Origin of the sequence: Streptomyces sp. NBC_01255 (assembly GCF_036226445.1) — a bacterium.
GTDB lineage: Bacteria > Actinomycetota > Actinomycetes > Streptomycetales > Streptomycetaceae > Streptomyces.
Window position 1 is genome coordinate 1984085 of the sequence record NZ_CP108474.1, and the last position, 21517, is coordinate 2005601.

15 protein-coding genes and 1 pseudogene are annotated in these 21517 nt (G+C 72.4%); 10 read left to right on the forward strand and 6 right to left on the reverse strand.

Annotated features, from left to right (window positions below):
- Positions 1-96: 96 nt before the first annotated feature.
- Positions 97-3858 (reverse strand): S8 family peptidase, encoded by a 3762-nt coding sequence (locus OG357_RS08575; protein WP_329620588.1) that lies wholly within the window; start codon positions 3856-3858, stop codon positions 97-99.
- A 233-nt stretch (positions 3859-4091) separates the two neighbouring features.
- Between OG357_RS08575 and OG357_RS08580 the strand changes: the two genes are divergently transcribed.
- Both OG357_RS08580 and OG357_RS08585 read left to right on the forward strand, forming a co-directional pair.
- Entirely contained in the window at positions 4092-5075 is a 984-nt protein-coding gene (locus tag OG357_RS08580) for a helix-turn-helix domain-containing protein (RefSeq protein ID WP_329620589.1), read from the forward strand.
- Between the two features lie 78 nt (positions 5076-5153).
- Positions 5154-5636 (forward strand): DUF456 domain-containing protein, encoded by a 483-nt coding sequence (locus OG357_RS08585; RefSeq protein ID WP_329620590.1) that lies wholly within the window; start codon positions 5154-5156, stop codon positions 5634-5636.
- A gap of 35 nt (positions 5637-5671) precedes the next feature.
- Here OG357_RS08585 and OG357_RS08590 read toward each other — a convergent pair whose 3' ends face one another.
- Both OG357_RS08590 and rsgA read right to left on the reverse strand, forming a co-directional pair.
- Positions 5672-7015 carry a DNA-3-methyladenine glycosylase 2 family protein gene (locus OG357_RS08590; protein WP_443066644.1) on the reverse strand — a complete coding sequence of 448 codons (1344 nt, stop codon included), beginning with the start codon at positions 7013-7015 and terminating at the stop codon, positions 5672-5674.
- A gap of 104 nt (positions 7016-7119) precedes the next feature.
- Entirely contained in the window at positions 7120-8229 is a 1110-nt protein-coding gene (gene rsgA, locus OG357_RS08595) for a ribosome small subunit-dependent GTPase A (RefSeq protein ID WP_329620591.1), read from the reverse strand.
- A gap of 569 nt (positions 8230-8798) precedes the next feature.
- Here rsgA and OG357_RS08600 point away from each other — a divergent pair.
- Genes OG357_RS08600 through OG357_RS08610 form a run of 3 tightly spaced genes read left to right on the forward strand, consistent with a single transcriptional unit; the run spans position 8799 to position 11137 of the window.
- Complete coding sequence (locus tag OG357_RS08600; RefSeq protein ID WP_329620592.1) at positions 8799-9149, forward strand: hypothetical protein; 351 nt, start codon at positions 8799-8801, stop codon at positions 9147-9149.
- Positions 9150-9161: 12 nt separating this feature from the next.
- Positions 9162-10607, forward strand: coding sequence for a hypothetical protein (locus OG357_RS08605; protein ID WP_329620593.1), 1446 nt, complete (start codon positions 9162-9164; stop codon positions 10605-10607).
- A gap of 44 nt (positions 10608-10651) precedes the next feature.
- Positions 10652-11137: a hypothetical protein gene (locus tag OG357_RS08610; protein ID WP_329620594.1), complete on the forward strand. Its 486-nt coding sequence runs from the start codon at positions 10652-10654 to the stop codon at positions 11135-11137.
- Between the two features lie 331 nt (positions 11138-11468).
- On the opposite strand, the pseudogene OG357_RS08615 reads toward OG357_RS08610, so the two are convergent.
- A pseudogene (locus tag OG357_RS08615) lies at positions 11469-11662 on the reverse strand (ribosome small subunit-dependent GTPase A); the annotation flags it as partial.
- 335 nt (positions 11663-11997) lie between these two features.
- On the opposite strand from OG357_RS08615, the gene OG357_RS08620 reads away from it, so the two are divergent.
- The 4 genes from OG357_RS08620 to OG357_RS08635 all read left to right on the forward strand — a co-directional run bounded on the left by OG357_RS08620 (position 11998) and on the right by OG357_RS08635 (position 17903).
- Positions 11998-12903, forward strand: coding sequence for a hypothetical protein (locus OG357_RS08620; protein ID WP_329620595.1), 906 nt, complete (start codon positions 11998-12000; stop codon positions 12901-12903).
- A 16-nt stretch (positions 12904-12919) separates the two neighbouring features.
- Complete coding sequence (locus OG357_RS08625) at positions 12920-15214, forward strand: protein kinase domain-containing protein (RefSeq protein WP_329620596.1); 2295 nt, start codon at positions 12920-12922, stop codon at positions 15212-15214.
- A gap of 2 nt (positions 15215-15216) precedes the next feature.
- Positions 15217-17397, forward strand: coding sequence for a protein kinase domain-containing protein (locus OG357_RS08630; RefSeq protein WP_329625528.1), 2181 nt, complete (start codon positions 15217-15219; stop codon positions 17395-17397).
- An 83-nt stretch (positions 17398-17480) separates the two neighbouring features.
- Positions 17481-17903: a VOC family protein gene (locus tag OG357_RS08635; protein ID WP_329620597.1), complete on the forward strand. Its 423-nt coding sequence runs from the start codon at positions 17481-17483 to the stop codon at positions 17901-17903.
- Here OG357_RS08635 and OG357_RS08640 read toward each other — a convergent pair.
- Together OG357_RS08640 and OG357_RS08645 are read right to left on the reverse strand one after the other, a co-directional pair.
- Positions 17831-18577, reverse strand: coding sequence for a helix-turn-helix domain-containing protein (locus OG357_RS08640; protein ID WP_329620598.1), 747 nt, complete (start codon positions 18575-18577; stop codon positions 17831-17833). The genes OG357_RS08635 and OG357_RS08640 overlap by 73 nt on opposite strands.
- Positions 18578-18610: 33 nt before the next feature.
- Positions 18611-19735: a YihY/virulence factor BrkB family protein gene (locus tag OG357_RS08645; protein WP_329620599.1), complete on the reverse strand. Its 1125-nt coding sequence runs from the start codon at positions 19733-19735 to the stop codon at positions 18611-18613.
- Between the two features lie 17 nt (positions 19736-19752).
- Between OG357_RS08645 and OG357_RS08650 the strand changes: the two genes are divergently transcribed.
- On the forward strand, positions 19753-21408 hold the full coding sequence (locus OG357_RS08650) for an acyl-CoA dehydrogenase family protein (protein WP_329620600.1): 1656 nt from the start codon (positions 19753-19755) through the stop codon (positions 21406-21408).
- Positions 21409-21517: the final 109 nt, after the last annotated feature.

The following is a 21517-nucleotide window of genomic DNA, read 5'->3' on the forward strand; positions in this document are numbered from 1 at the left end:
CCCGAAAACGGACATCAGGAAAACCGTTGCTGCGAATGAGTGATCCGCCGGGCGGCCCCACCCCCCACGGGAAGGACGCCCGGCGGATCGTCGTGATCAGCGCACGTCGTAAGCGCGGACCACGGTCTGGGTGACGGAGTTGCCGTTGGCGTCCGTCAGTTCGGTCTTCAGGGTGACGGGCTTGCCGGTCGCGCCCGTGTGGTTCACGGTCGCGGTCCAGTCGCCGCCCTGCTGAGAGACCCGCGCTTCGGTCCAGGTCGTTCCCCCGTCATAGGAGTACGAGAGCTTGGCCGAGGTGAGCGCTGCGGGGGTGTAGCCCGCGTGACCCGTCGCGGTGAGGCCGATCTGCTGGCCGTCGGTCGCGGCGAGGGTCTTGAGTCCGTCCTCCGGAAGGTCGTACCGGGGGAAGAGAATCGGGATGCCCTGAGAATAGACGCTCTCGTCAAGCTTGGAGGTGAATTTCCACACCGAGTTGACGGAGGTGGAACGGGCCCACACCTTGCTGCCGATCTTCATGACGTTCTGTTCGAGCGTGTACGTCCCCGCGTCGGCGGGCACCTCGAAGGCTCCGAACGGCCAGCTGCTCTCGCCGAGGACCTCACCGTCACGGCTGAGGCGGACGCCGCCTATGTCACCGAAGGAACCGGCCTCGCCGTGGTGGGTGTTGTCGCCCCAGATGGCGGCGGAGAAGCCGATGTAGTTGCCCTGGCGCTCGGCGACGAGGACCGGCCTGCCGGTGGTGTCGCGCGGGGCGGTGGGGGCGACGACGCCGTCGTACCAGCTCTCGGTGCGCCGCTCGCCGGCCTTGTAGGTGTGCTGGGCGCCCAGCATGTACTCGCCGAAGGGGAAGCTGGAAGACAGCATCCGGTCCCAGCTGGTGTCCCCGGCGGTGAAGTACTCGGTGCGGGTGCCCGGCGCGGGGATCGGCGCGAGGTCGCTGAAGGAGATCGCCATGCCGTTGGGCCGGTTGGCGCCACTGAAGTCGAGGAAGTCGTTGGCGATGCCCATGGCGCGGTAGGTGGACTCGGTGCGGCCGAGCTGTCCGTCGCGGACGCGGTAGTTCTTGTCGCCGCGGATCGAGCCCTTCTCGGGGAAGGCGAGGTTGTAGAGGTAGGGGCTCTTCGCCGTGGCCTTCCAGGAGAGTGCGACCTCACCCGCGGCGAGCTTGGCGAGCAGCGCCGCGCCCTCGGTGGAGTCGACGGCGAGGACCGGGAACCCGGCACCGGCGAATCCGCCCGTCGGGTACCAGCGGCCGGGGCCAGTGCGGTACCCGAGGACGGCCACCGCTCCGGCGGCCTTGGCGTTGCGGGCGACCGTCGACGCCGCGTTGGAGGTGTCGGGGAAGCGGACCAGGGCGATGCGGCCCTGGACACCGGCGGCCTTCAGCTCGTCCGGGGTGCCGGTTCCGGCGTCCACGAGACCGGCGGAACCGGTGCCGTCGAGGTTGTCGGAGCCGGTGGAGGCGGTGACCGGGTGCAGGGTCAGGCCGTCGGTGGTCCGGAGCGAGGAGATCAGCGGGGCGGCGGTGCGCCAGTAGCTGCCGAACTCGAAGTCGCCCTCGTCGGCGGAGCCTTCGACCGAGGCGTAGTAGCCACGGATGGTGCGCGGTCCGGCGGCGGTGCCGGAGTGCATCCACATGTCGTCCCAGGAGCGGGCGAACGCGAGGGTGGTGCCCCGGCGCTCGGAGGCCTGGTCGGTCTGCACCGACAGCTTGTGGGCCTTGCGGGCGTCGAGGACGACGGTGGTGTCCTTCTTCAGCTCCAGCTGCGGGCGGCCGAGGTAGCTGAGCGAGTCGTTCAGCGTGGCGCCCTCTCCGGCGTCGGGGGTGGTGACGAAGGAGGAGAGGAAGTAGCTGCCGGGGCGCAGGCGGTAGACCTGGTCGGCGGCGCCTTCGTTGAAGCGGCGCTCGCCGCTGGCGTCGTCGGTGCCGATGACGTCGAGGGAGGAGGCGCCGGAGGCGGGCTTGCCCTGACGGTCGATCAGCTTGACGCGGAGGGTGACGGTCTCGGGCTCGACGTAGAGCGAGAACGGGGTGGAGACGTGGAGGCCGCCCTTGCCGGTGGCGATCACACGGCCGGTGACGTCGCCGTACTGGGCGCGGTCGAGGCGGGCCGTGGGGTCGAGCTCCAGCGGGACCTGGACGGTGGCGCCGGCCGGGACGGTGACGGTGCGCTGGCCGAGGCGGGCGACCGAACTCCGCACGCGGGAACCGTCGTTGCCGGTGACCTTCTCGACGGCCAGGTTCAGGGTGACCGGGGCGCCGGAGGTGTTGGTGTACGGGACGGAGACCGTGGTGCGGTCGCTGGTGTCCTGCGGCCAGTTGAACGTGCCGCCCTGGACGGCGGAGGCGCCGAGGACGGTCTGGTCGACGGCCGCCTTGACGTCGAGGCGGCCGCCGCCGACCTGACGGACGTCACCGGGGAGGTCGCTCTCGGCGGAGGAGACGAGGGCGGCCTTGATCTGCTGGGCGGTCCAGTCGGGGTGGCGCTGCTTGACGATGGCGGCGGCGCCCGCGACGTGCGGGGTGGCCATCGACGTACCGGACATGGACTGGTAGGCGTACACGCCCCGGCCGCCGGCGGCTGCGGCGGAGATGTCGACGCCGGGCGCGGCTATCTCCGGCTTGAGGGTGTGGTTGACGATCGTCGGGCCGCCGCTGGAGAAGTACGCGGTGGAGTCGTCGCGGTCGGTGGCGCCGACGGTGAGGACGCTGGGCGCGCAGCCGGGCGAGGAGACCGTGTTGAGGGTCGGTCCCGAGTTTCCGGCGGCGATGACGAACAACGTGCCCTTGTTCTGGGCGAGTTCCTCGGCGGCGACGCTCATCGGGTCGGTGCAGTCGGTGGGGACGGAGCTGCCGAGGCTCATGGAGACGACGTCGGCGCCCTGGGCGACGGCCCACTCCATGCCCGCGATGATCCAGGAGGCGGCGCCGGAGCCCGAGTCGTTGAGGACCTTGCCGTTGAGGAGGTCCGCGCCGGGGGCGACGCCCTTCTTCTTGCCGTCGCTCGCGGCGCCGGAGCCGCCGACGGTGGAAATGGTGTGGGTGCCGTGGCCCTGGCGGTCGCCGGCGGTCGCGGAGTCGGTGAAGTTCTCCGAGGCGGTGACGCGGCCCTTGAGGTCGGGGTGCTCGGTGTCGGCGCCGGTGTCGAGGACGGCGACCTTGGTGCCGGTGCCGTCGTAGCCGGCGGCCCACGCCTCGGGGGCGTGGACCTGCTTCGTCGACTGCTCCAGGGTGGCCTGAACCTTTCGGTCGAGCCAGAGCTTCTCGATGCCGGCGGCGGAGCGGGCCTTCGGGGTGTTCACGTCGGCCCAGAAGGTCGCGGCCTGCTTCTTGTCGGCCTTGAGCGCGACGCCGTCGACGGTCTTGAGGACCTGGCCGCGCTGTGCGCCGCGCGGGGCGGCGGGTACCGAGCGGGCGAGGTCGGAGCCGTAGACGGCGATGAGGGGCAGCGTCGTGGTGGCGGCGTCGTCGTAGCCCTGGCGGACGAGCCCGGTGACGTTGAAGAGCTCCTCGTCGACACGGCCGGCGGCGAGCGCGTCGGTGGCGTCCTCGGGGTAGACGTACAGGTCCTGGCCCGAGCGGCGGGTCTGGACGAGGGGGACGGTGCCGTCCTCGCGGGGCAGCGCCGTGGCCGCCGGGTTCCCGTCGGCGTCCTGGGTGACCAGGACGCGGTCGCCGGTGACCAGGGTCACCGTGGCCGTCCGGTCCCCGGCGCGGGCCGAGGCCTCGCTGCCTACCAGCGGTCGCTTGCCGGCCGTGTCGTCCTGCGGCTCATTCGCCATGGACGGCGCGACCGCGGTGACGGCCAGGACGACGGCGGTCGCCGCCCCCAGGGCCGTACGCGAAATCGGGCGCATCGCTCTCCCCATCTGATTCCGGAAAAAAGGGCACAAGACACCCGTCTCCGGAGGCTGTTGGTGCTGCGGTGGCGCCACATTGGCAGAGGTGAGGGCGGTACAGGGATGATGGGCACGGCGGGAATACGCCGTGGCCGTTTCCCGCCAGGTCACCAACGGAACGAATGCCTCCGGTGAAGGTCCCGGGAAGATCCGGGGCGCCCATCGGACGTACGGCGAGGGGTGGGGCAACCATGCTCGGAGCGATAGGGCTCGACGAACGCCAGGAGTCCGCTTACCGCGCGCTGGTCGCGCTGGGCGCGGCCGAGGTCACCGATCTCGCGCACCGGCTCGCCCTGCCCGAGCGGGACACGGAGCGGGCGCTGCGCCGACTGGAATCCCAGGGGCTCGCCGCGCAGTCCTCGGCCAGGACCGGGCGGTGGGTGGCGGCGCCGCCCGGGGTGGCGCTCGGCGCGCTGCTGACCCAGCAGCGCCACGAACTGGAGCAGGCGGAGCTGGCGGCGGCGCTGCTCGCCGAGGAGTACCGGGCGGAGGCGGCGGAGTCCGCCGTCCACGACCTGGTGGAGGTGGTGACCGGCGCGAGCGCGGTCACCCACCGCTTCCTCCAGCTCCAGCTGGGCGCGCAGGAGGAGGTCTGCGCCCTGGTGACGGGCAAGCCGATCGCGGTCTCCGGGATGGAGAACGACGCGGAGGAGCAGGCCGCCGGGCGGGGGGTGCGCTACCGGGTGGTGCTCGAGCGCGAGGTGCTCAGCCTCCCGAACGGGCTGCTCGAACTGTCGGCGGCGCTCGGCCGAGAGGAACTGATCCGGGTCGCGGACCGGGTCCCCACCAAGCTGGTGGTCGCGGACCGGTCCCTGGCCATGGTGCCGCTGACCGGGCGGGGCGCGGAGCCGGCGGCGATCGTCGTGCACGCGAGCGGGCTCCTCGAATCGCTGATGGGCCTCTTCGAGTCGGTGTGGCGGGAGGCGCTGCCGCTGCGGCTGGGGGCGGGCGCGCAGGTCACCGAGGACGAGGCCCCCGGCCCGGACGTGATGGACCTGGAGATCCTGTCGCTGCTGCTCGCGGGGATGACGGACGCGAGCGTGGCCAAGCAGCTGGACCTGGGGCTGCGGACCGTACAGCGGCGGGTCAAGGGCCTGATGGAGCTGACCGGGGTGACGACCCGGCTCCAGCTGGGCTGGCACGCGTACGAGAAGGGCTGGGTGGCCCGCGGCTGAGCGCTCCCGGGCCCGCGCTCGCCCCCGTATGCGCCGCGCGACCTGCGCGGACGCCGGTTCTGAGGGACGCTGGGCAGCGTGGGTGTGTGGCAGCTCCTGATGGTCGCGACGGTGATGCTGCTCGGTCTGTTCGGGGTGCTGACCCCCGGCGTGCCGGGAACGTGGCTGGTGTGGGCCGCGATGCTCTGGTGGTCCCTGCACGAGCGGACGGACCTCGCCTGGATCCTGCTGGCCTCCTCGACCGGTCTGCTGCTCCTCACACAGGTCATCGTCTGGCAGCTCCCACCACGCCGGTTCCGGGGCGTCGGCATCACCCGTCGGATCGCGGCGTACGCGGGCGTGGGCGCGCTCCTGGGCTTCGTCCTGATCCCCGTACTGGGCGCGATCCCCGGCTTCGTCGGCGGGATCTACCTCGCGGAACGGCTCCGCCTCGGCGGCCACGGCCAGGCCAGGGCGGCGACCCGGACGGTCATGCGGGCGGCCGGCACCAGCGTCCTCGTCGAGCTCTTCTCGTGCCTGCTGATCGTGGGGGCGTGGGCGGGCGCGGTGCTCTGGGGCTGAGCCGTGTCCGGTGCGGTCTCTCAGGGTGCGGTCTCTTACGGCGCGGTCGCGAGGTAGCGCGCCGCGTACGAGCGCCAGGGGCGCCACTCCTCCGCGTCCGGTGCGTCCCCGGGGAGGACGTCCGGGTCGCCGAGGGCCCGCATCCGGATGAGGGCGGCGGACTCCGGCGTCACGCCGGGGACGGTGAGCAGTGCCCGCTCGGCCTCGTCGCGGTCGGCGCCCGGGTCGAGGCGTACGGCTCCGTCGGCGAGCGCACGGGCCAGCGGCCCCGCGACGGGGTGGCCGGTCAGGTCGGCCGGGGCCGGGAAGAGGTGGGTGAGGCCGCCGCAGGCGGTGGCCAGGGGCGTGCCGTGCGCGGCGACGAGCCGGGCCGACTCCTCGGGTCCCAGGAGGGTCCGCAGCGCGAACTCCTCCGGCTCGGCCGTCCCCGGGGACCGTACGCCGGGGCGGGCCGTCACCTCGGCGGCGAGGCCGGGGGCGGCGCCGAGGCGCTCGGCGACCGCGTACGGGTCGGCGTCGAGGTCGAAGAGGCGGCGCAGCCGGTGCACGGCGGTCGTCAGGGCGCGCAGCTCGGTGAGGTGGATGCGGGCGTCGAGCCAGCGCCCGGCGGACCGCTCGTCGACGGAGACGACCCCGGTGCCGTACGGGAGGCGGAGCGTGCGCCGGTAGGTGCGGGTGCCGGGGGCGCCGACGACCTCCTCGACGCGGGGCACGGCCTCGGCCGCGAGCAGGTCGAAGACCTCCCCCGCGGCGTACGGCCCCCGGTGGGCCAGCCGCAGCGGGACCCCGGCGGCGAGCGCGGTACGGCTTCCGGCGCCGCTGCCCGCCTCGTCCCGCAGGGCGGTGGGGGTGCGGGCGTAGACGGCGCGGATGGTGTCGTTGAACTGGCGGACGCTGGCGAAGCCGGCCGCGAAGGCGATCTCGGTGACGGGCAGGCCGGTCGTCTGGAGCAGCAGCCGTGCGGTGTGCGCCCGCTGGGCGCGGGCGAGGGCGACGGGTCCTGCGCCGAGCTCGGCGGTGAGCTGGCGCTGCACCTGCCGGGTGCTGTAGCCGAGGCGTCCGGCGAGTCCGGGCACGCCCTCGCGGTCGACGACCCCGTCGCCGATCATGCGCATGGCGCGGCCGACGACATCGGCCCGTACGTCCCACGCGGCGGAGCCGGGCACGGCGTCCGGCCGGCAGCGGCGGCAGGCGCGGAAGCCGTGGCCCTGGGCGGCGGCGGCCGTGGGGAAGAACGAGACGTTGCGCCGCTTCGGGGTGACGGCCGGGCAGCTGGGCCGGCAGTAGATGCCGGTGGTGCGGACGGCGAAGAAGAACTCGCCGTCGAACCGGGCGTCCCTGCTGCTGACCGCCTCGTAGCGGGTGTCGTCGTCCCTCATGCCTCCAGTGTGCGGGACCCGACGACACCCGACTCGCGGATTTCGGACACGGCGCTGCGGTCCGGGAGCGGCTCCCGGACTGCGACACGGCGCCACGACATCCCCTACCGGACGCGCCCGCGCTTGGCCTCCATGGCCGCGCGTCCCTCCGCGCCCTTGCGCTTCCAGTCCTTGAGGATCTCGGTGCGCACCCGGGCGTCGGTCTTGGCCACGATCCGCTGGTTCTCGCGGAGCAGCTTGCGGTAGCTCTCCAGTCGGCGCACGGGCAGCGAGCCGTCCTCGATCGCCGCCGCCACCGCGCAGCCGGGCTCCGACTCGTGGGCGCAGTCGTGGAAGCGGCACTGCGCCGACAGCTCCTCGATCTCGGCGAAGACCTGGCCGACGCCGGTCTCGGCGTCCCAGAGCCCGACGCCGCGCAGCCCGGGGGTGTCGATGAGGACGCCCCCGCCCGGCAGGACGAAGAGGTTGCGGGTGGTCGTGGTGTGACGGCCCTTGCCGTCGACGTCCCGGGCGGCCTGGACGGTCATCACGTCCGTGCCGACGAGCGCGTTGGCGAGGGTCGACTTGCCGGCGCCGGAGACGCCGAGCAGGACGGTCGTCCCGCCGGAGACCACCGCGGAGAGCACGTCGAGGCCCTCCCCCGTGGCGGAGCTGAGGGGCACGACCCGCACGCCGGGCGCGACGGTCTCCACGTCCTCGACGAGGTAGGACAGCCCGAGAGGATCGGGCACCAGGTCCGCCTTGCTGAGGACGACGGTCGGCTGCGCGCCGGACTCCCAGGCCAGGGCGAGGAAGCGTTCGATCCGGCCGAGGTCCAGCTCGACGGCGAGCGAGACGGTGATGACCGCGTGGTCGACGTTGGCCGCGAGGATCTGGCCCTCGGACCGCTGGGAGGAGGTGGAGCGCGCGAAGGCCGTACGGCGCGGCAGCAGCGTTCGTACGTAACGGGGATCGCCGGCGCCCTCGGGGTCGACGGCGGCCCAGTCACCGGTGCAGACGACGCGGAGCGGGTCGTGCGGGGTCACGAACGCCGTGTCGGCGCGCACGATCCCCTCGGGGGTGGCGACGTCGCACTGCCCGCGGTCGACCCGGATGACCCGGCCAGGGAGGAGTCCCTGCCGGGCGTACGGAGCGAACTCCGCCTCCCAGTGCTCGTCCCAGCCGTAGGCGGCGAGGGAGGAAAGGGAAGACGGGTGGAGAGAAGCGTTGAACAAGGGGAACCCTTCGAAGGGTGGCCCCGGCGGCGCGCTCTGCGCGCGGAAGTCGAGTGGGTGTCAGCCGGAGACCACAGGGGTGGGAACGATGAACTCCTGAATGCGGGCAGAGCCCGTCACCGTGACAGTCATCAATGTCCTCACCTCCTGTTTCTTCTCAACGAACCGACACCGTTGCCCCTCGGGAACGGATGAGCAGCACCTTAGCGCCGCCCTGGGCGCGGCACCACCGATTAAATCCGAGACCTCGCCCGCCGCAATCAGCTGCGGACGCTCCGCCGTTACGCCGCGAGTCGCACAGTGTCCCGGGCCGGCACCTGACAACTCCGCCGTGAACCTGCGGCACTTCTCCGCCATGACAACCAACATCCCCTGCTGCCACGGACTTCACGCTGCGAGGGGAACCTCGCGGCACCGTGATCCAATGGTGTGATGGCATGGGATGAATGGGACCGCGCGAAAGCAGACGGGACCGCGCGAAAGCAGACGTGACCGCCCGACCGCAAACGTCGATGCGACTCAACCAAGTGCCAGGCGGCCCAGGAGGCAACAGACAAGCCGACCTCGTCGTGAACCAGGACGACCTCGGCGCGGTAGGCCATGAGGCATTCGTGCTGCACAGTCAGTTACAGAAAGAGGCCGACATCGCCGGCGCCGACGTGGAGGGGGCCGGCTCCACGATGCAGGCGGCAGCAGCCTTGAAGGGCAGCAACTTCGCCCTCGGGAGTGAGTTGGAGACGACGGTGTCCGTCTGGACCTCGCAGGTCAAGAGTGTCCTTCAAGCATGTGCACACATCTCGAACCACCTGGACTACTCGAAGAAGACACACGCGGAGAACGACGCCGCGATCGTCGCGTCCCTCAGGAACCGGGACGGCTCGGCCGTGCCCGCCTCCCGCCTCGCCGAGTACTTCAAGTAGGGGGATCATTTCATGAACTACACCGAGCTCATGGAAGTCGACCTCGGCAAACTGGGGACGGCGGTCACCGGCTGGAAGCGCATGGCCGAGAAGATGCAGCGGCTCGGCGGCGAAGCCCGAGACGGAATGAAGGCGAAGGCTGACAAGGCCCGTTGGGACGGAGTCAACGCGAACGTTACGCGGGACTTCGTCGGCAAGACAGTGAAGGAATTCAAGGACCTTCACGAGGAAGCGCAGAGCATCTTCAGTGTCCTTGATGACGCACTCACCGAGCTGAAGGGCCTCCAGCAGCAGGCCAGGAGCGTGACCGCCGAGGCCAAGGAGAAGGGCTTCAGCGTCACCGGCCACAAGGACGGAAGCATAGCGATCGCGGATGCCCTCATCTGCGAGGTGGACGGGCCCGGACAGAAGAAGCGCGACACGATGCAGTGGTACGCCGACAGACTGGCTGGGATCGTGAGCCACGCCACCGAGGTGGATGCGGCCGCGGTACGGGCGCTGCGCGCGAGCCACGGCGGTGATCCGGCCAACGCAGGCCATGCCTCGTACACGTCACTCGACGAGGACATGCTCCCGCGTGCCATGAAACTCGCTGGGCTGGGCGAAGACGCCGATGACAAACAGCGCGGGGAGCTGCGACGACTGTGGCAGTCCCTGAGTCCTGAGGCCCGGGCGCAACTCTGGATGCGGCACAAGGACGAGCTGCTGGCGGCCGATCTGCTCACCCCGTCGGTCAAGCGGGTGGCCGCCGACGACGGGGCGGGACCGTTCGACGTCGATTCACCGGGCTTCGGGGACTACTGGATGGAATTGCAGGCCAACGCGATGTCGAACAGCGGCGACTTCCTCGGCAAGACGGATGCGGCCCGGCACATGGATCACTACCTGAACGAGACCGGCAGGACTCTCGACCTCGACGTCGACAGGATGCTGAGCGACGAGGACGACACGGTCCTGCATGACGTGTCGGCGGCGACGCGCGCCAGGCAGGAGGACGAGTGGCGCCGTCAGGCGCTTGAAGCCTTCGCGCAGTCGGGCGGCAAGCCCGTCGCGATCCCTGTGGAGACCGCAGGGGTGGGGTACACCCACGACAAGGGCCCGGATGGCAGAGCGAACTGGTACCTCGCGGTGGGCAGTGCCATGACGAACACCACGGGTGTCGTCACCGCGGTGCCGGGCCCGGACGGCAAGCCACAAATCAGCATCGACTATCAGGTCAACGTCTGGGACCGGTACAACTGGGACCCCGGCAAAGCCACGCCCATCGGTCCGACCACGGTCACCGACGCCGACATGGCCCGCATGCACACGACGGGACAGGCCAGGGAGTTCGATATGAGAGGGAGCAGTTCGGTGCAGCAGCACGACATGACGTCGGGCGGCGCCTGGCCCGACCCGAAGGAACCTGGACGGGACGGCACACGTACCGACATCGGCCGGAACGGGGACGCCCGATGAACCTGGAGCCGCGAAGCAGGTGGCACCCCGCGCTTACCGGGGCGATGAGCATCCTCACTGCTCTGCTGGTGGCCGGATGCTCGGGGGCGGCGGAGAACCGAACTCCGGCGGCCGACCGCTCCTCAGGGCAGGTGTCGCACTGGGTGGACACGGCCACCGTGGAGTCGGTGGCCAAAACGCTACACGTACGGATGCCCGCGACGGCGACGGAGGCGAAGGCGGCGCACTTGGCAGGGTTCCAGGACGACGGTCTGATCATGGCTTTCGTCCTCCCTACGACCGAGGTGGACGGCTTCGTCGCTCAGCTGAAGCCGGAGGAACCGCTCAGCCTGCGGGAACAGCCACTCGCCCGCAACACGAACCCGTCGACGCCGTTCTCGCACCTGAGTCTGCCGGAGCCCGACCTGTCGGCGAAGGTCCGTGAAGGTCAGGTGTGCGCGCCGTGCGAGGATGATCTCGACTGGCTGAAGATCGCGGTGACGCAGGTCGACGCACACACCAGCCGGGTCTACCTCAGCGGCGCCGACTGACGACCGCCCCCTAGGTCACGCGGGTGCGAGGCCGTTGGGTCCTGCATGGACACGCGGGCACTGTCTGCGCACTCGCGTCCCTGGGGAGGGAGTGTCAGTTTCACTTCCGGACAGTCCTCACGCCGGCAACCCGACTGAGCACCCTGGCCAACCCGCGTGACCGACGCGGACGGCGTCACTCGCCGGTCAATGTCCCGCTCTGGCCGGAGGTGACCATGCGTCGCCACGACCGCCGCACAGGGCACGGCCGACGCGAGACCGCACGGTGCGCGCCCTCACCGTCACCGTCACCGTCACCGTCACCGGCCTCAACCTCGACTCCCGGCCCGCAGTCCCCCGTGCACACGGCCTTCATCGGGTCATGGGGAACGACGAACGTGGTGTCGGCACGGACGACGCCGTCAGGGGTGGCCACATCGCACTGGCCACGATCGACTCGGCCTCCCAACCCTCATCCCAGCCGTAGGCGGCGAGGGCGTGCTGAGCATCAGAAGTGGAAGACGTGTTAAGCGAAGCGTTGAACAAGGGGAACCCTTCGAAGGGTGGCCCCGGCGGCGCGCTCTGCGCGCGGAAGTCGAGTGGGTGTCAGCCGGAGACCACAGGGGTGGGAACGATGAACTCCTGAATGCGGGCCGTGCCCGTCACCGTGACAGTCATCAATGTCCTCACCTCCTGCTTCTTCTCTACGAACAGACGCTGTTCCGTGGATCGTTCCGTGGAACGAGCAGAACCATAGCCCGGCCCCGCGGCCCGGTCCACCGATTTACGCGCCCTCGTGGATCAGCGGCATTTCATCGGCATTGCAGCGCCCCGGGAGAGGGTCCGCGGGCGAGAACCGTACGAGACGAGAGGGCTGCCACGTGAGTGAGACCCCGCAGAGCGATCCCCGACAGGCCTTCGGCGACAGCCGTCCCACCCAACCCCTCGGGCAGGCCGCACCGGCCTGGGGACCCGTGGCGCAGGGCCCCGGTCAGGCCCCGCCCCCGATGCCGGGTCAGGTGCCGGGACAGGTGCCGCCCCCGATGCCCGGTCAGGTCCCGCCCCCGGTCCCGCCGGTGGCGCCCTCGGCCTGGTCCCAGCCGGTTCCCGCGGGTGGCCCGGGTGGAGGGCCCGACGGCGGCCGGCGGGGATGGCTGATCGGTGGCGCCGCCGCGCTCGCCGTGGCCGTGATCGTCGGTGTGGCCGTCACCATGTCAGGGGGTGACGACGACACCGCGTCGGGTCCGCCGTCCGGAGTCCCCGGGGGCGTCGCCGAGCCGGATCAGCCGACGGGCAAGGCGTACACCAAGGCGCCCAAGGGGTGCGAGCTGGTCAAGGCGGCCACCGTCACGGGGATCATTCCCGGAGCCGCGTGCACGCCCGGTCTGTTCGACGACAAGGACCTGGCGTCGATGATCACCCGGTCGCCGGGCTGGGAGCGCGCGGACAGCGGCGGCCCGTTCCAGACCTTGGACGTACACCTCTCGATCGGTCCGGGGGCGGACGACAACTACGACATGAAGAAGCAGTCCGCCCTCAAGGACATGGGGACCCTGCGCAAGGTGATCGATTCCCGGCCGGTCAGCGGGCTCGGGGAGGAGGCCTTCGTCGTCTACGCCGGGGACTCGGAGGGGTCGCTGACCCAGGCCCAGGTGATCGTCCGTGAGGGCAACGCCGTGGTCACCACGGACTACACCTTCAGCCGGAAGGACTCCACGACGACACAGAAGCAGGCCGAGGACGCCGCCGTCGCCGTCTCCCGTGACGTGTTCGCCGCGCTGAGCTGACCACCCCGACGACGACGTGCGCACCCCCTCTTCCGGCGGCGACCCCACGGCCGCACAGCCTCCGTACACGACCGTTCCGCAGCCGCCCGGCCCTGTCGCCACCCGGCCCTTCACCGTCGCCCCGCAGCCGCCCGGACCGGCTCACGCACAGCACAGCCCGACCCGCATCGGCCCCTACGAGGTCTTCCAGCTCCTGGGCGAGGGCGGCATGGGCCGGGTCTTCCTGGCCAGGTCACCGGGATCGCGGCTGGTCGCCCTGAAGGTGATCCGGCCCGAGTACGCCGACGCTCCGGACTTCCGCGGGCGTTTCCGGCGCGAGACCGAGGCCGCCCGCAGCGTGAGCGGGTTCTTCACCCCGCCGGTGCTCGACGCGGACGCCGACGCGCCCCAGCCCTGGCTGGCCACGGCCTACGTCCCCGCACCGTCGCTGCACGAGGTCGTCCGCGGCTTCGGTGTGCTGCCCGAGCCCGCTCTGCGAGCCCTGGGCACCGGCCTCGCAGAGGCGCTCCTGGCCATCCACGCGGCGGGCATCGTCCACCGCGACCTCAAGCCCGGCAACGTCCTCGTGGCCGAGGACGGGCCGCGCGTCATCGACTTCGGCATCAGCCGGGCCGTGGACGCCACGCAGGTGACCCGGACGGGCGCGGTGATGGGGACACCGGGGTTCATGGCTCCGGAGCAGATCGTGTCGAGCCGCGAGGCCGGACCGGCGGCCGACGTCTTCTCCCTCGGCTGTGTCCTGGTCTTCGCGGCCACCGGGCAGGGCCCGTTCGGCGCCGGGGGGACGGCCGAGATCCTCTATCGGGGCGTCCACCATCCGCCGCGGCTCGACGGGCTTCCCCCGGTGCTCGTCCCGCTGATCGGCGCCTGCCTGGACAAGGAACCCGCCCGCAGGCCGCCCGCCGCGTCGGTACTGGCCGCCCTGGGCTCCGCCGACCCGGGCGCACTGCTCACCGAGGGCCTGCGGCAGGACCTGGCCCGGCGGGCGGCGCACGCCGCCACCCTGGTGACCGCGCCGCCCGTGCCGATGACGCCCCTGGAACCGGCCCTCGACCCGCTCACCGCCCCGGGGCCGACGCGGCCGAGCCGCCGCGGGTTCCTGTGGATCGCCGCGGCCGGGACCACCGTCGCGGCGGCCGGGGGTGCCGCGGCGCTGACCCGATGGCGGTCGAAGCCCGCCACCCCGGCCCGGCCCGGCGGCGGCACGGGCGCCGGCACCACCGGCCTGCCCGAGCCCACGGTTCCGGCGGGCCCGAAGCCACGGTGGTCGACCCCGTTGAAACGCCTGGAGAGCGGACGCCTGCACCTCATCGGCAACACTTTGGTCCACGGGGACGGGAGCGGGGCGACCGGATACGACACGGCGACCGGGAAGAAGCGCTGGACGGGTGCGGTCCGTGCGCCCTCCGACGTCGTGAGCACACCGAAATGGCTGGGCGCTCAGGGCTCGTTCCTGTTCGCCGAGGGCTGGAGCGGTGAGCGCGGCCACCTGTTCGGTGTCGATGCGACGGGCAGGCAGAAGTTCGGGTACGCGGTGACCCGGCCCGGCGCCGACGGCGCGAACGCCCACTCCGTGCAGAGCGTCCAGACCGTCGCCGGCTCGGTCGCCGTCCTCGGCACCATGGGCGACGGCGGCTACGGAGTGGTCGCGGTCGATCTCGCCTCGGGCAGGGCCCTGTGGTCCCGCGCGGTCCGCGGCAGCGACTTCCAGGCCCACGCCGCCGGTGGCCTCTGCTTCCTGCAGGACAACGGCACGGTCCGGGGCCTCGACCTGCGCTCCGGCACCGAGCGGTGGAACGTCCCGGACGTCGTCACACCCGGCGCCTACCCGCGACTGTCCTCCGACGGGACGACCCTGCTCGTCGTCACCGTCAAGGTGCAGGCCTTCCGCGCCTCCGACGGCGCGAAGCTGTGGACGGCCGTCCAGGAGACGACCACCCTCAGCCCCGCCACGGTCCGCGGCAAGCGGGCCTACGTCTTCGACGGTCCGGGCACCGTCTTCGCCCTGGACCTGCGGACCGGCAGACAGGTGTGGCACACGGCGAGCCCGCTGGGCCTGGCGGGCGCCGGCGGCGCGGGGAGCCAGGGGCCCACCGTCTCCGCGTACGTGGTGGCCGTCGCCACGTACGCCCTCGGTGACGTCCCCGGGTTCGTCGTCCTGCGCGCTTCGGACGGCAAGCCGCTCTGGGCGCACCGGCCTTCCGGCAGCGCGGCCGGGGGCAGGAGCACCTGGCAGCTGCAGACCTCCGGCGACACCCTCTTCGCCGCGTCCGAGACCACCCTCTACGCCTTCCGGAGCGACACCCCGTGACCATGCCGCCCACCCCGCCGACGACACCGCAGCCGTGGTCGGCGCCCCCGTCACCTCCGCAAGCCGGCCCCACCGCCGCGTACATCGGCCCGTACCGGGTGATCCGCGAGCTCGGCGCGGGCGGCATGGGCCGCGTCCACCTCGCCGCCTCCCGCAGCGGCCGTGCGGTGGCCGTCAAGGTCGTACGTCCCGAACTGGCCGGCGACCCCGACTTCCGCCGGCGCTTCAGGTCCGAGGTGGACGCGGCCCGCGCGGTCTCCGGCGCCTTCACCGCGCCGGTCGTCGACGCCGACCCCGAGGGCCCGCAGCCCTGGCTGGCCACCGCCTACATCCCCGGCCCGTCGCTCTCCGACGCCCTGGACGCCCACGGGCCCATGCCCGAGGCCACCCTGCGCGTGCTCGGCGGCGGCCTGGCCGAGGCGCTGGCCGCGATCCACCGCGCGGGGCTCGTCCACCGCGACCTCAAGCCGTCCAACATCCTGCTCACCCTCGACGGCCCCCGGGTGATCGACTTCGGCATCAGCCGGGCCGTCGACGGCACCGTGCTCACCGCCGAGGGCCAGGTCGCCGGCTCGCCGGGCTTCATGTCTCCCGAGCAGTCGCGAGGGGACGAACTCACCGGCGCCAGCGATGTGTTCGCCTTCGGCGCCGTGCTCGCCCTCGCCGCCACCGGCGTCCCGCCGTTCGGCACCGGCGCGGCCCACGCCCTGCTCTACCGGGTCGCGTACGAGCAGCCGCAGCTGGACGGCGTCCCGCACGGCCTGCTCGGACTCGTCGCCGCCTGCCTCGACAAGGATCCCGCCCGGCGTCCCACGGTCGCGCAACTGCAGGCCTGGCTCCGTCCGGAGACGACCGCGGGCTGGCTCGGCGCCGTCGAGCTCCAGGTGATCGAGGACCAGCGCACGCTGCACACCGCGGTACGCCCCCCGCTGATCAGCCGTCGGCGGCTGCTCTTCGGCGGAGGAGCGCTCACCGTGGCCGCGACGGCCGGCGGCGTCGCCTGGTTCACGCGCTCCCGCGACGAGGGGACGGGGGCCACCCCCGTACTCGACTGGACCCGTGACCTGCCCCGGCCCGGCATGGCCTTGAGTGCGGTGACCCGGACCACGCTGCTGTGCACCCAGCAGGCCACGGGGGCCTGCTTCGACCGGGAGACGGGCAAGCTCCTGTGGCAGGACGCCGACGGGCAGAATACCGACGCCCTCACCGACGACGAGCGCGTCTACACGGTCCGTACCGACGGCAAGGTGCACGCGTTCGACGGCCGGACCGGGCGGGAGCTGTGGAACGCGACCCCGGACAAGGACGAGGCTCCCCGGCTGGAGTTCACCGACGGCGCGCTGGTGGTGACGACGAGCGGCAGACGCCTCCAGGGCCTGACGGCGTCGAGCGGCGAGGTGCGCTGGACCTCGTCCGCCGTGCAGGGCGTCCTCGCGGTCGTCGGCACCTCCCCGGCCGGCACCCTGATCGTCTGGGGAAGCCCCGCGAAGACGGACCCGGCCGCGACGACCAAGGGATACGCCTCCCTCGCCCCGGAGTCGGGCGAGCGCGTCTGGGCCAAGGACCTGGTCGCCCTCTACCCGCCGGACACCGGCAAGGTGCTCTACGGCATCGACGGCGCCATGAACCTGCTCGCACTCGATCCCGCAAGCGGCCGAACGCTCCGGAGCACGCCCACGAAGCTCCCGCCGACGAACAGCGAGATCCTCGGATTCGACGGGTCCCTGAACCTGGTCGAGGGAACCCTGTTCTGCTACCCGAACACCGGCGCCAACGGCTCGACCCGCGGGCTGCTCGTCGCCTTCGACCCGGGCACGGGCAAGACCCTGTGGAGCGTGCAGACCGCCGCCCGCGGCAACCGCGGCTACGCACGCTCCGGCGCGACCGTCTGCTACCTGGACAGGAACGTCCTGCACGGAATCGACGCCGGGACCGGCGCGAAACGCTGGACGGCGGGCTCCGGCCTGGGCGAGCTGGAGTTCCTCGGCCCCCTGCGCGGACTCTTCCTCGCCGCCGGCGCCAAGGGCCTGTACGCCTTCCACGCCGAGACCGGCCGCCAGGTCTGGCACCACGCGGCCGCCGCCGGTTCCGGTACGGGCCGCTGGTCGACGCACGTCGTCGACGATCACCTCTACGCCACATGGTCCGGCAGGCTGCTCCGCTTCTCGCTGCCCCCGGCCTGACGAACGTCAGGCCGGGGCGTCCGGCCGGCCCGCGTCCGTTTCGTTCAAGACCGGGCCGCCCGGCAGCCCCTAGCGTGCGGGACATGGACACAGCACCCCGTATCGCGCCCCGCCTGGACCTCGTCGGCGTGGTGGTCTCGGACATGGCCGCCTCGCTCGCCTTCTACCGCCGTCTCGGCCTGGACGTCCCGGCCGGGGCGGAGACCGCCCCGCACGTGGAAGCCGCGCTGCCCGGCGGGCTGCGAATCGCCTGGGACACGGAGGAGACCGTGCGCTCCTTCGATCCGTCCTGGCGGCGCCCCGAGGGCGGGAACCGGATCGAGCTCGCCTTCCGGTGCCGTACGCCCGAGGACGTGGACGCGGTGTACGAGGAGCTCGTGGGCGCGGGCCACGGCGGGCATCTGAAGCCCTGGGACGCCGTCTGGGGCCAGCGCTACGCGGTGGTCCTCGACCCGGACGGCAACGGCGTGTCCCTGTTCGCGGACGCGCCGACGGCCGCTTCGTAGGCACTGAGCGTCGTGCCGGCCAAGGCCCTCGTCTCGCGCGCGAGATGGGCCTGGTCGGCGCAGCCCGCACGGAGGGCGGCCTCGGCGTACGGCAACCCGGCCCTGACCAGGGCCAGGGCGCGCTGGAGGCGGAGGATCCGGGCGAGTGTCTTGGGGCCGTAGCCGAAGGCCTCCAGGGAGCGCCGGTGCAGCTGCCGGGCGCCGAGCCCGACCGCGTCGGCGGTCTCGGCCACCGGGCGGCCCGCGTCCAGGCGGGCGACGACGGCCCGCAGCAGCGGGTCGGGGGCCGGAGTGTCCGCCGCCCTGCGCAGGGCCAGGGTCTCCAGGGCCGCGGCCGGGTCGGGGGCCTCCGTGATCCGTTCGCCGAGCCGGCGCGCCTCGGCCTCGCCCCAGAGGGCGCCGAGGGCGACCCGCCGGTCGCGCAGTTCACGGGCCGGTACGCCGAGGATGCCGGGCGCCTCCCCCGGCGCGAAGCGGATCCCCGCGTACCGCGTGACGGGCTCCGCCGGTACGTACGCCCGTGTGTCGGGTCCGGCGACGAGGAGCAGGCCGTCGGCCCAGATCAGGTCCATGCAGCCGTCGGGCAGGACGGGACGTACGGATCGAGGGGCCCCCGGGAGGGTCCTCGTCCACAGGACGGCTCCCGCGAGCCGGGACGGGCGCTCCTCGTACATCCTTCGAGCCTACGGACGACGGGACCGGACCGCCTACTCCTTCTCCCAGCCCGAGTGGATGCGCGACTTCACGTCGTCCGGGGGCAGGAACTTCGACCAGCGCTCCGGGAACTCGGACGGCATGTCCGGATCGTCCTCGTCGACGTCCTCGGCCTCGGCGCGGACGCGGGCGACCAGCTCGGCGGCCTGGACCGCGCGGGCCCGCTCGTTGGCCTCGCGGGCCGCCGCGGTGGCGACGGAGGGCCAGACGCGGTCGATGGCGGCGTTCACGGCGGCCCCGACGAGGACCGCGAAGGCGGAGATGCCGATCCAGAGGAGGACGGCGATGGGCGCGGCGAGGGAGCCGTAGATGGTCGGTCCCTCGACCTGGCTGGTGAGGTAGATCCGCAGCAGGAAGCTGCCGAGGACCCACATGCCGAGTGCGACGAGGGCGCCGGGGATGTCCTCGATCCACGGCGATCTGACGGGTACGGACACGTGGTAGAGCGTCGTGAGGAAGGCGATGGAGAGCAGGATGACGGCCGGCCAGTACAGGACGGCGACGACTTCCGTCCCCCAGGGCACCAGTTCGACGACGCGGTCGGGTCCGACGACCGCGAGCGGCAGGACGACGGCGCCGATGATCAGGGCCACGATGTAGAGCAGGAAGGCCAGGAGCCGGGTCTTGACGATGCCCCGGTGGCCGTCGAGCCCGTACATGACGGTGATGGTGTCGATGAAGACGTTCACCGCGCGCGAGCCGGACCAGAGGGCGATGGCGAAGCCCAGGGAGACCAGTTCGGGCCGTCTTCCCCGCGTGACGTCGTCGAGGAGCGGTTTGGCGATGTCGTGGACGCCCCGGTCGGAGAGGACCGTTCCGGCGGCGCGGAGGATGTTCTCCTCGATGCTCGCGACGGTGTCGGTGTTGGTCCAGTCGTCGGCGTAGCCGAGGAGGGCGATCATGCCGAGGAGCAGCGGTGGCAGCGACAGCAGCGTGAAGAACGCGGCCTCGGCGGCGAGGCCGAGGATCCGGTACTCGATGCCCGAATTGACGGTGTCCTTGAGGAGGAGCCAGACCATCTTCCGCTTGGAGACGTTGCGGTAGAGGACGCGCGCGCGGTGGAGCCTGCTCCAGGGCCGCCGCTCGGGCCGATCGGGTGTTTCGCTTGCTGCCTGCACCTGCTTACCGTATCGGCATGGCAGCGAGCACCCACACCGTGACCAACCAGGCTCCGCCCCTGGTGGGATACGACGTCTTCACGTGCGACCGGACGCTGGCGGAGGCCGTCGAGCGGCACCTCGCGCCCGAGGTCCTGGCGGAGGCCCGCGAGGAACTGGTCATCCTTGGCCAGGCCTCGGGGTCCGAGCAGGTCAGGGAGTGGGGCGAGCTCGCGAACACGTACCCGCCGCGGCTGCGGACCCACGACCGGTACGGGAACCGGATCGACGAGGTCGACTTCCATCCAGCCTGGCACCGGCTGCTCGGCAAGTCGGTGGGGGCCGGTCTCACGGACGCGTGGAGCCGCCCGGGTGGTCATGTGCGGCGCGCCGCCGGGCTCCTGGTGGTGTCGCAGGCGGAGGCGGGGCACGTCTGTCCGCTGTCGATGACGCACGCGTCGGTGCCGGCGCTGCGCGCCGAGCCGGAGCTCGCGGCGGTGTGGGAGCCGGCGGCGACCTCGCACGTGTACGAGCGGGAGCTGCGTCCCGTCGCCGAGAAGCCGGGGGCGCTGCTCGGGATGGCGCTGACGGAGAAGCAGGGCGGCAGCGACGTACGGGCGAACACGACGGAGGCGCGTCCGCTGGCGGCCGACGGGGAGTACGTCCTGACGGGGCACAAGTGGTTCTGTTCGGCGCCGATGTCCGACGCCTTCCTGGTCCTGGCGCAGGCTCCGGCGGGGCTGACCTGCTTCCTGCTGCCGCGGGTCCTCCCCGACGGCTCGCGCAACGCGTTCGCGATCCAGCGGCTGAAGGACAAGCTGGGCAACCGCTCGAACGCCTCCGCCGAGGTGGAGTTCGACGGGACGACCTGGGCGCGCCGGATCGGCGAGGAGGGGCGCGGGGTCCGGTCGGTCATCGGCATGGTGGCGGCGACGCGGCTCGACTGTGTGCTCGGCTCGGCGGCGCTGATGCGGCAGGCGGTCGCGCAGGCCGTGCACCACTGCGCGTACCGCCAGGCCTTCGGCGGGGTGCTGATCGAGAAGCCCCTCATGCGGAACGTCCTCGCCGATCTGGCCCTGGAGTCCGAGGCGGCGACGGTCCTCGCGATGCGCCTGGCGGCTGCGTACGACGCGGTGGACTCGGGTGCCCCCGGGGCGGAGCTGGAGCGGGCTTTGCTCCGTATCACCGTGCCGGTGGCGAAGTACTGGGTGACGAAGCGGTGTACGCCGGTGGTGGCCGAGGCCCTGGAGTGCCTGGGCGGCAACGGGTACGTGGAGGAGTCGGGGCTGCCGCGGCTGCTTCGCGAGTCGCCGCTCAACTCGGTCTGGGAGGGCTCGGGGAACGTCCAGGCGCTCGACGTGCTGCGGGCGCTGCGGACCGGGCCCGCGTCGTTCGACGCCTTCCTGCGCGAGGTGGGGGCGGCGCGGGGCGCTGACCACCGGCTCGACCGGGCGATCCGGGACCTGCTGGTCGAACTGGCCGATCTGGAGGGGATCGAGGCGCGGGCGCGGCGGCTCGTGGAGCGGATGGCGCTGGTGCTCCAGGGCGCGCTGCTGGTGCGGTGGGCGCCGCCGGAGGTGGCGGACGCGTTCTGCGCGTCGCGGCTCGGCGGGGACGGGGGGTCGACGTTCGGGACGCTGGCGCACACGCTGGACCTGCGGGCGGTGGTGGAGCGGGCGCGGGTGACGGTCTGATGCGTCGTACGGCTCGCGCGGGCCGGAGTGTTGAGCCGCGCGTACCAGGGGTGGACCCGTGAGGGTCGGCACGCGCGGAGAGCGGGGGTGGTGCTGCGCCGACACGGCA

Excerpts from the sequence above, each read along its gene's own strand:
- OG357_RS08635 (WP_329620597.1), top strand. The coding sequence starts at position 17,481 with ATGGACACAGCACCCCGTATCGCGCCCCGCCTGGACCTCGTCGGCGTG.
- OG357_RS08650 (WP_329620600.1), top strand. The coding sequence starts at position 19,753 with ATGGCAGCGAGCACCCACACCGTGACCAACCAGGCTCCGCCCCTGGTG.
- OG357_RS08605 (WP_329620593.1), top strand. The coding sequence starts at position 9,162 with ATGAACTACACCGAGCTCATGGAAGTCGACCTCGGCAAACTGGGGACG.
- OG357_RS08640 (WP_329620598.1), bottom strand. The coding sequence starts at position 18,577 with ATGTACGAGGAGCGCCCGTCCCGGCTCGCGGGAGCCGTCCTGTGGACG.
- OG357_RS08575 (WP_329620588.1), bottom strand. The coding sequence starts at position 3,858 with ATGCGCCCGATTTCGCGTACGGCCCTGGGGGCGGCGACCGCCGTCGTC.
- OG357_RS08580 (WP_329620589.1), top strand. The coding sequence starts at position 4,092 with ATGCTCGGAGCGATAGGGCTCGACGAACGCCAGGAGTCCGCTTACCGC.
- OG357_RS08630 (WP_329625528.1), top strand. The coding sequence starts at position 15,217 with ATGCCGCCCACCCCGCCGACGACACCGCAGCCGTGGTCGGCGCCCCCG.
- OG357_RS08590 (WP_443066644.1), bottom strand. The coding sequence starts at position 7,015 with ATGAGGGACGACGACACCCGCTACGAGGCGGTCAGCAGCAGGGACGCC.
- OG357_RS08610 (WP_329620594.1), top strand. The coding sequence starts at position 10,652 with ATGAGCATCCTCACTGCTCTGCTGGTGGCCGGATGCTCGGGGGCGGCG.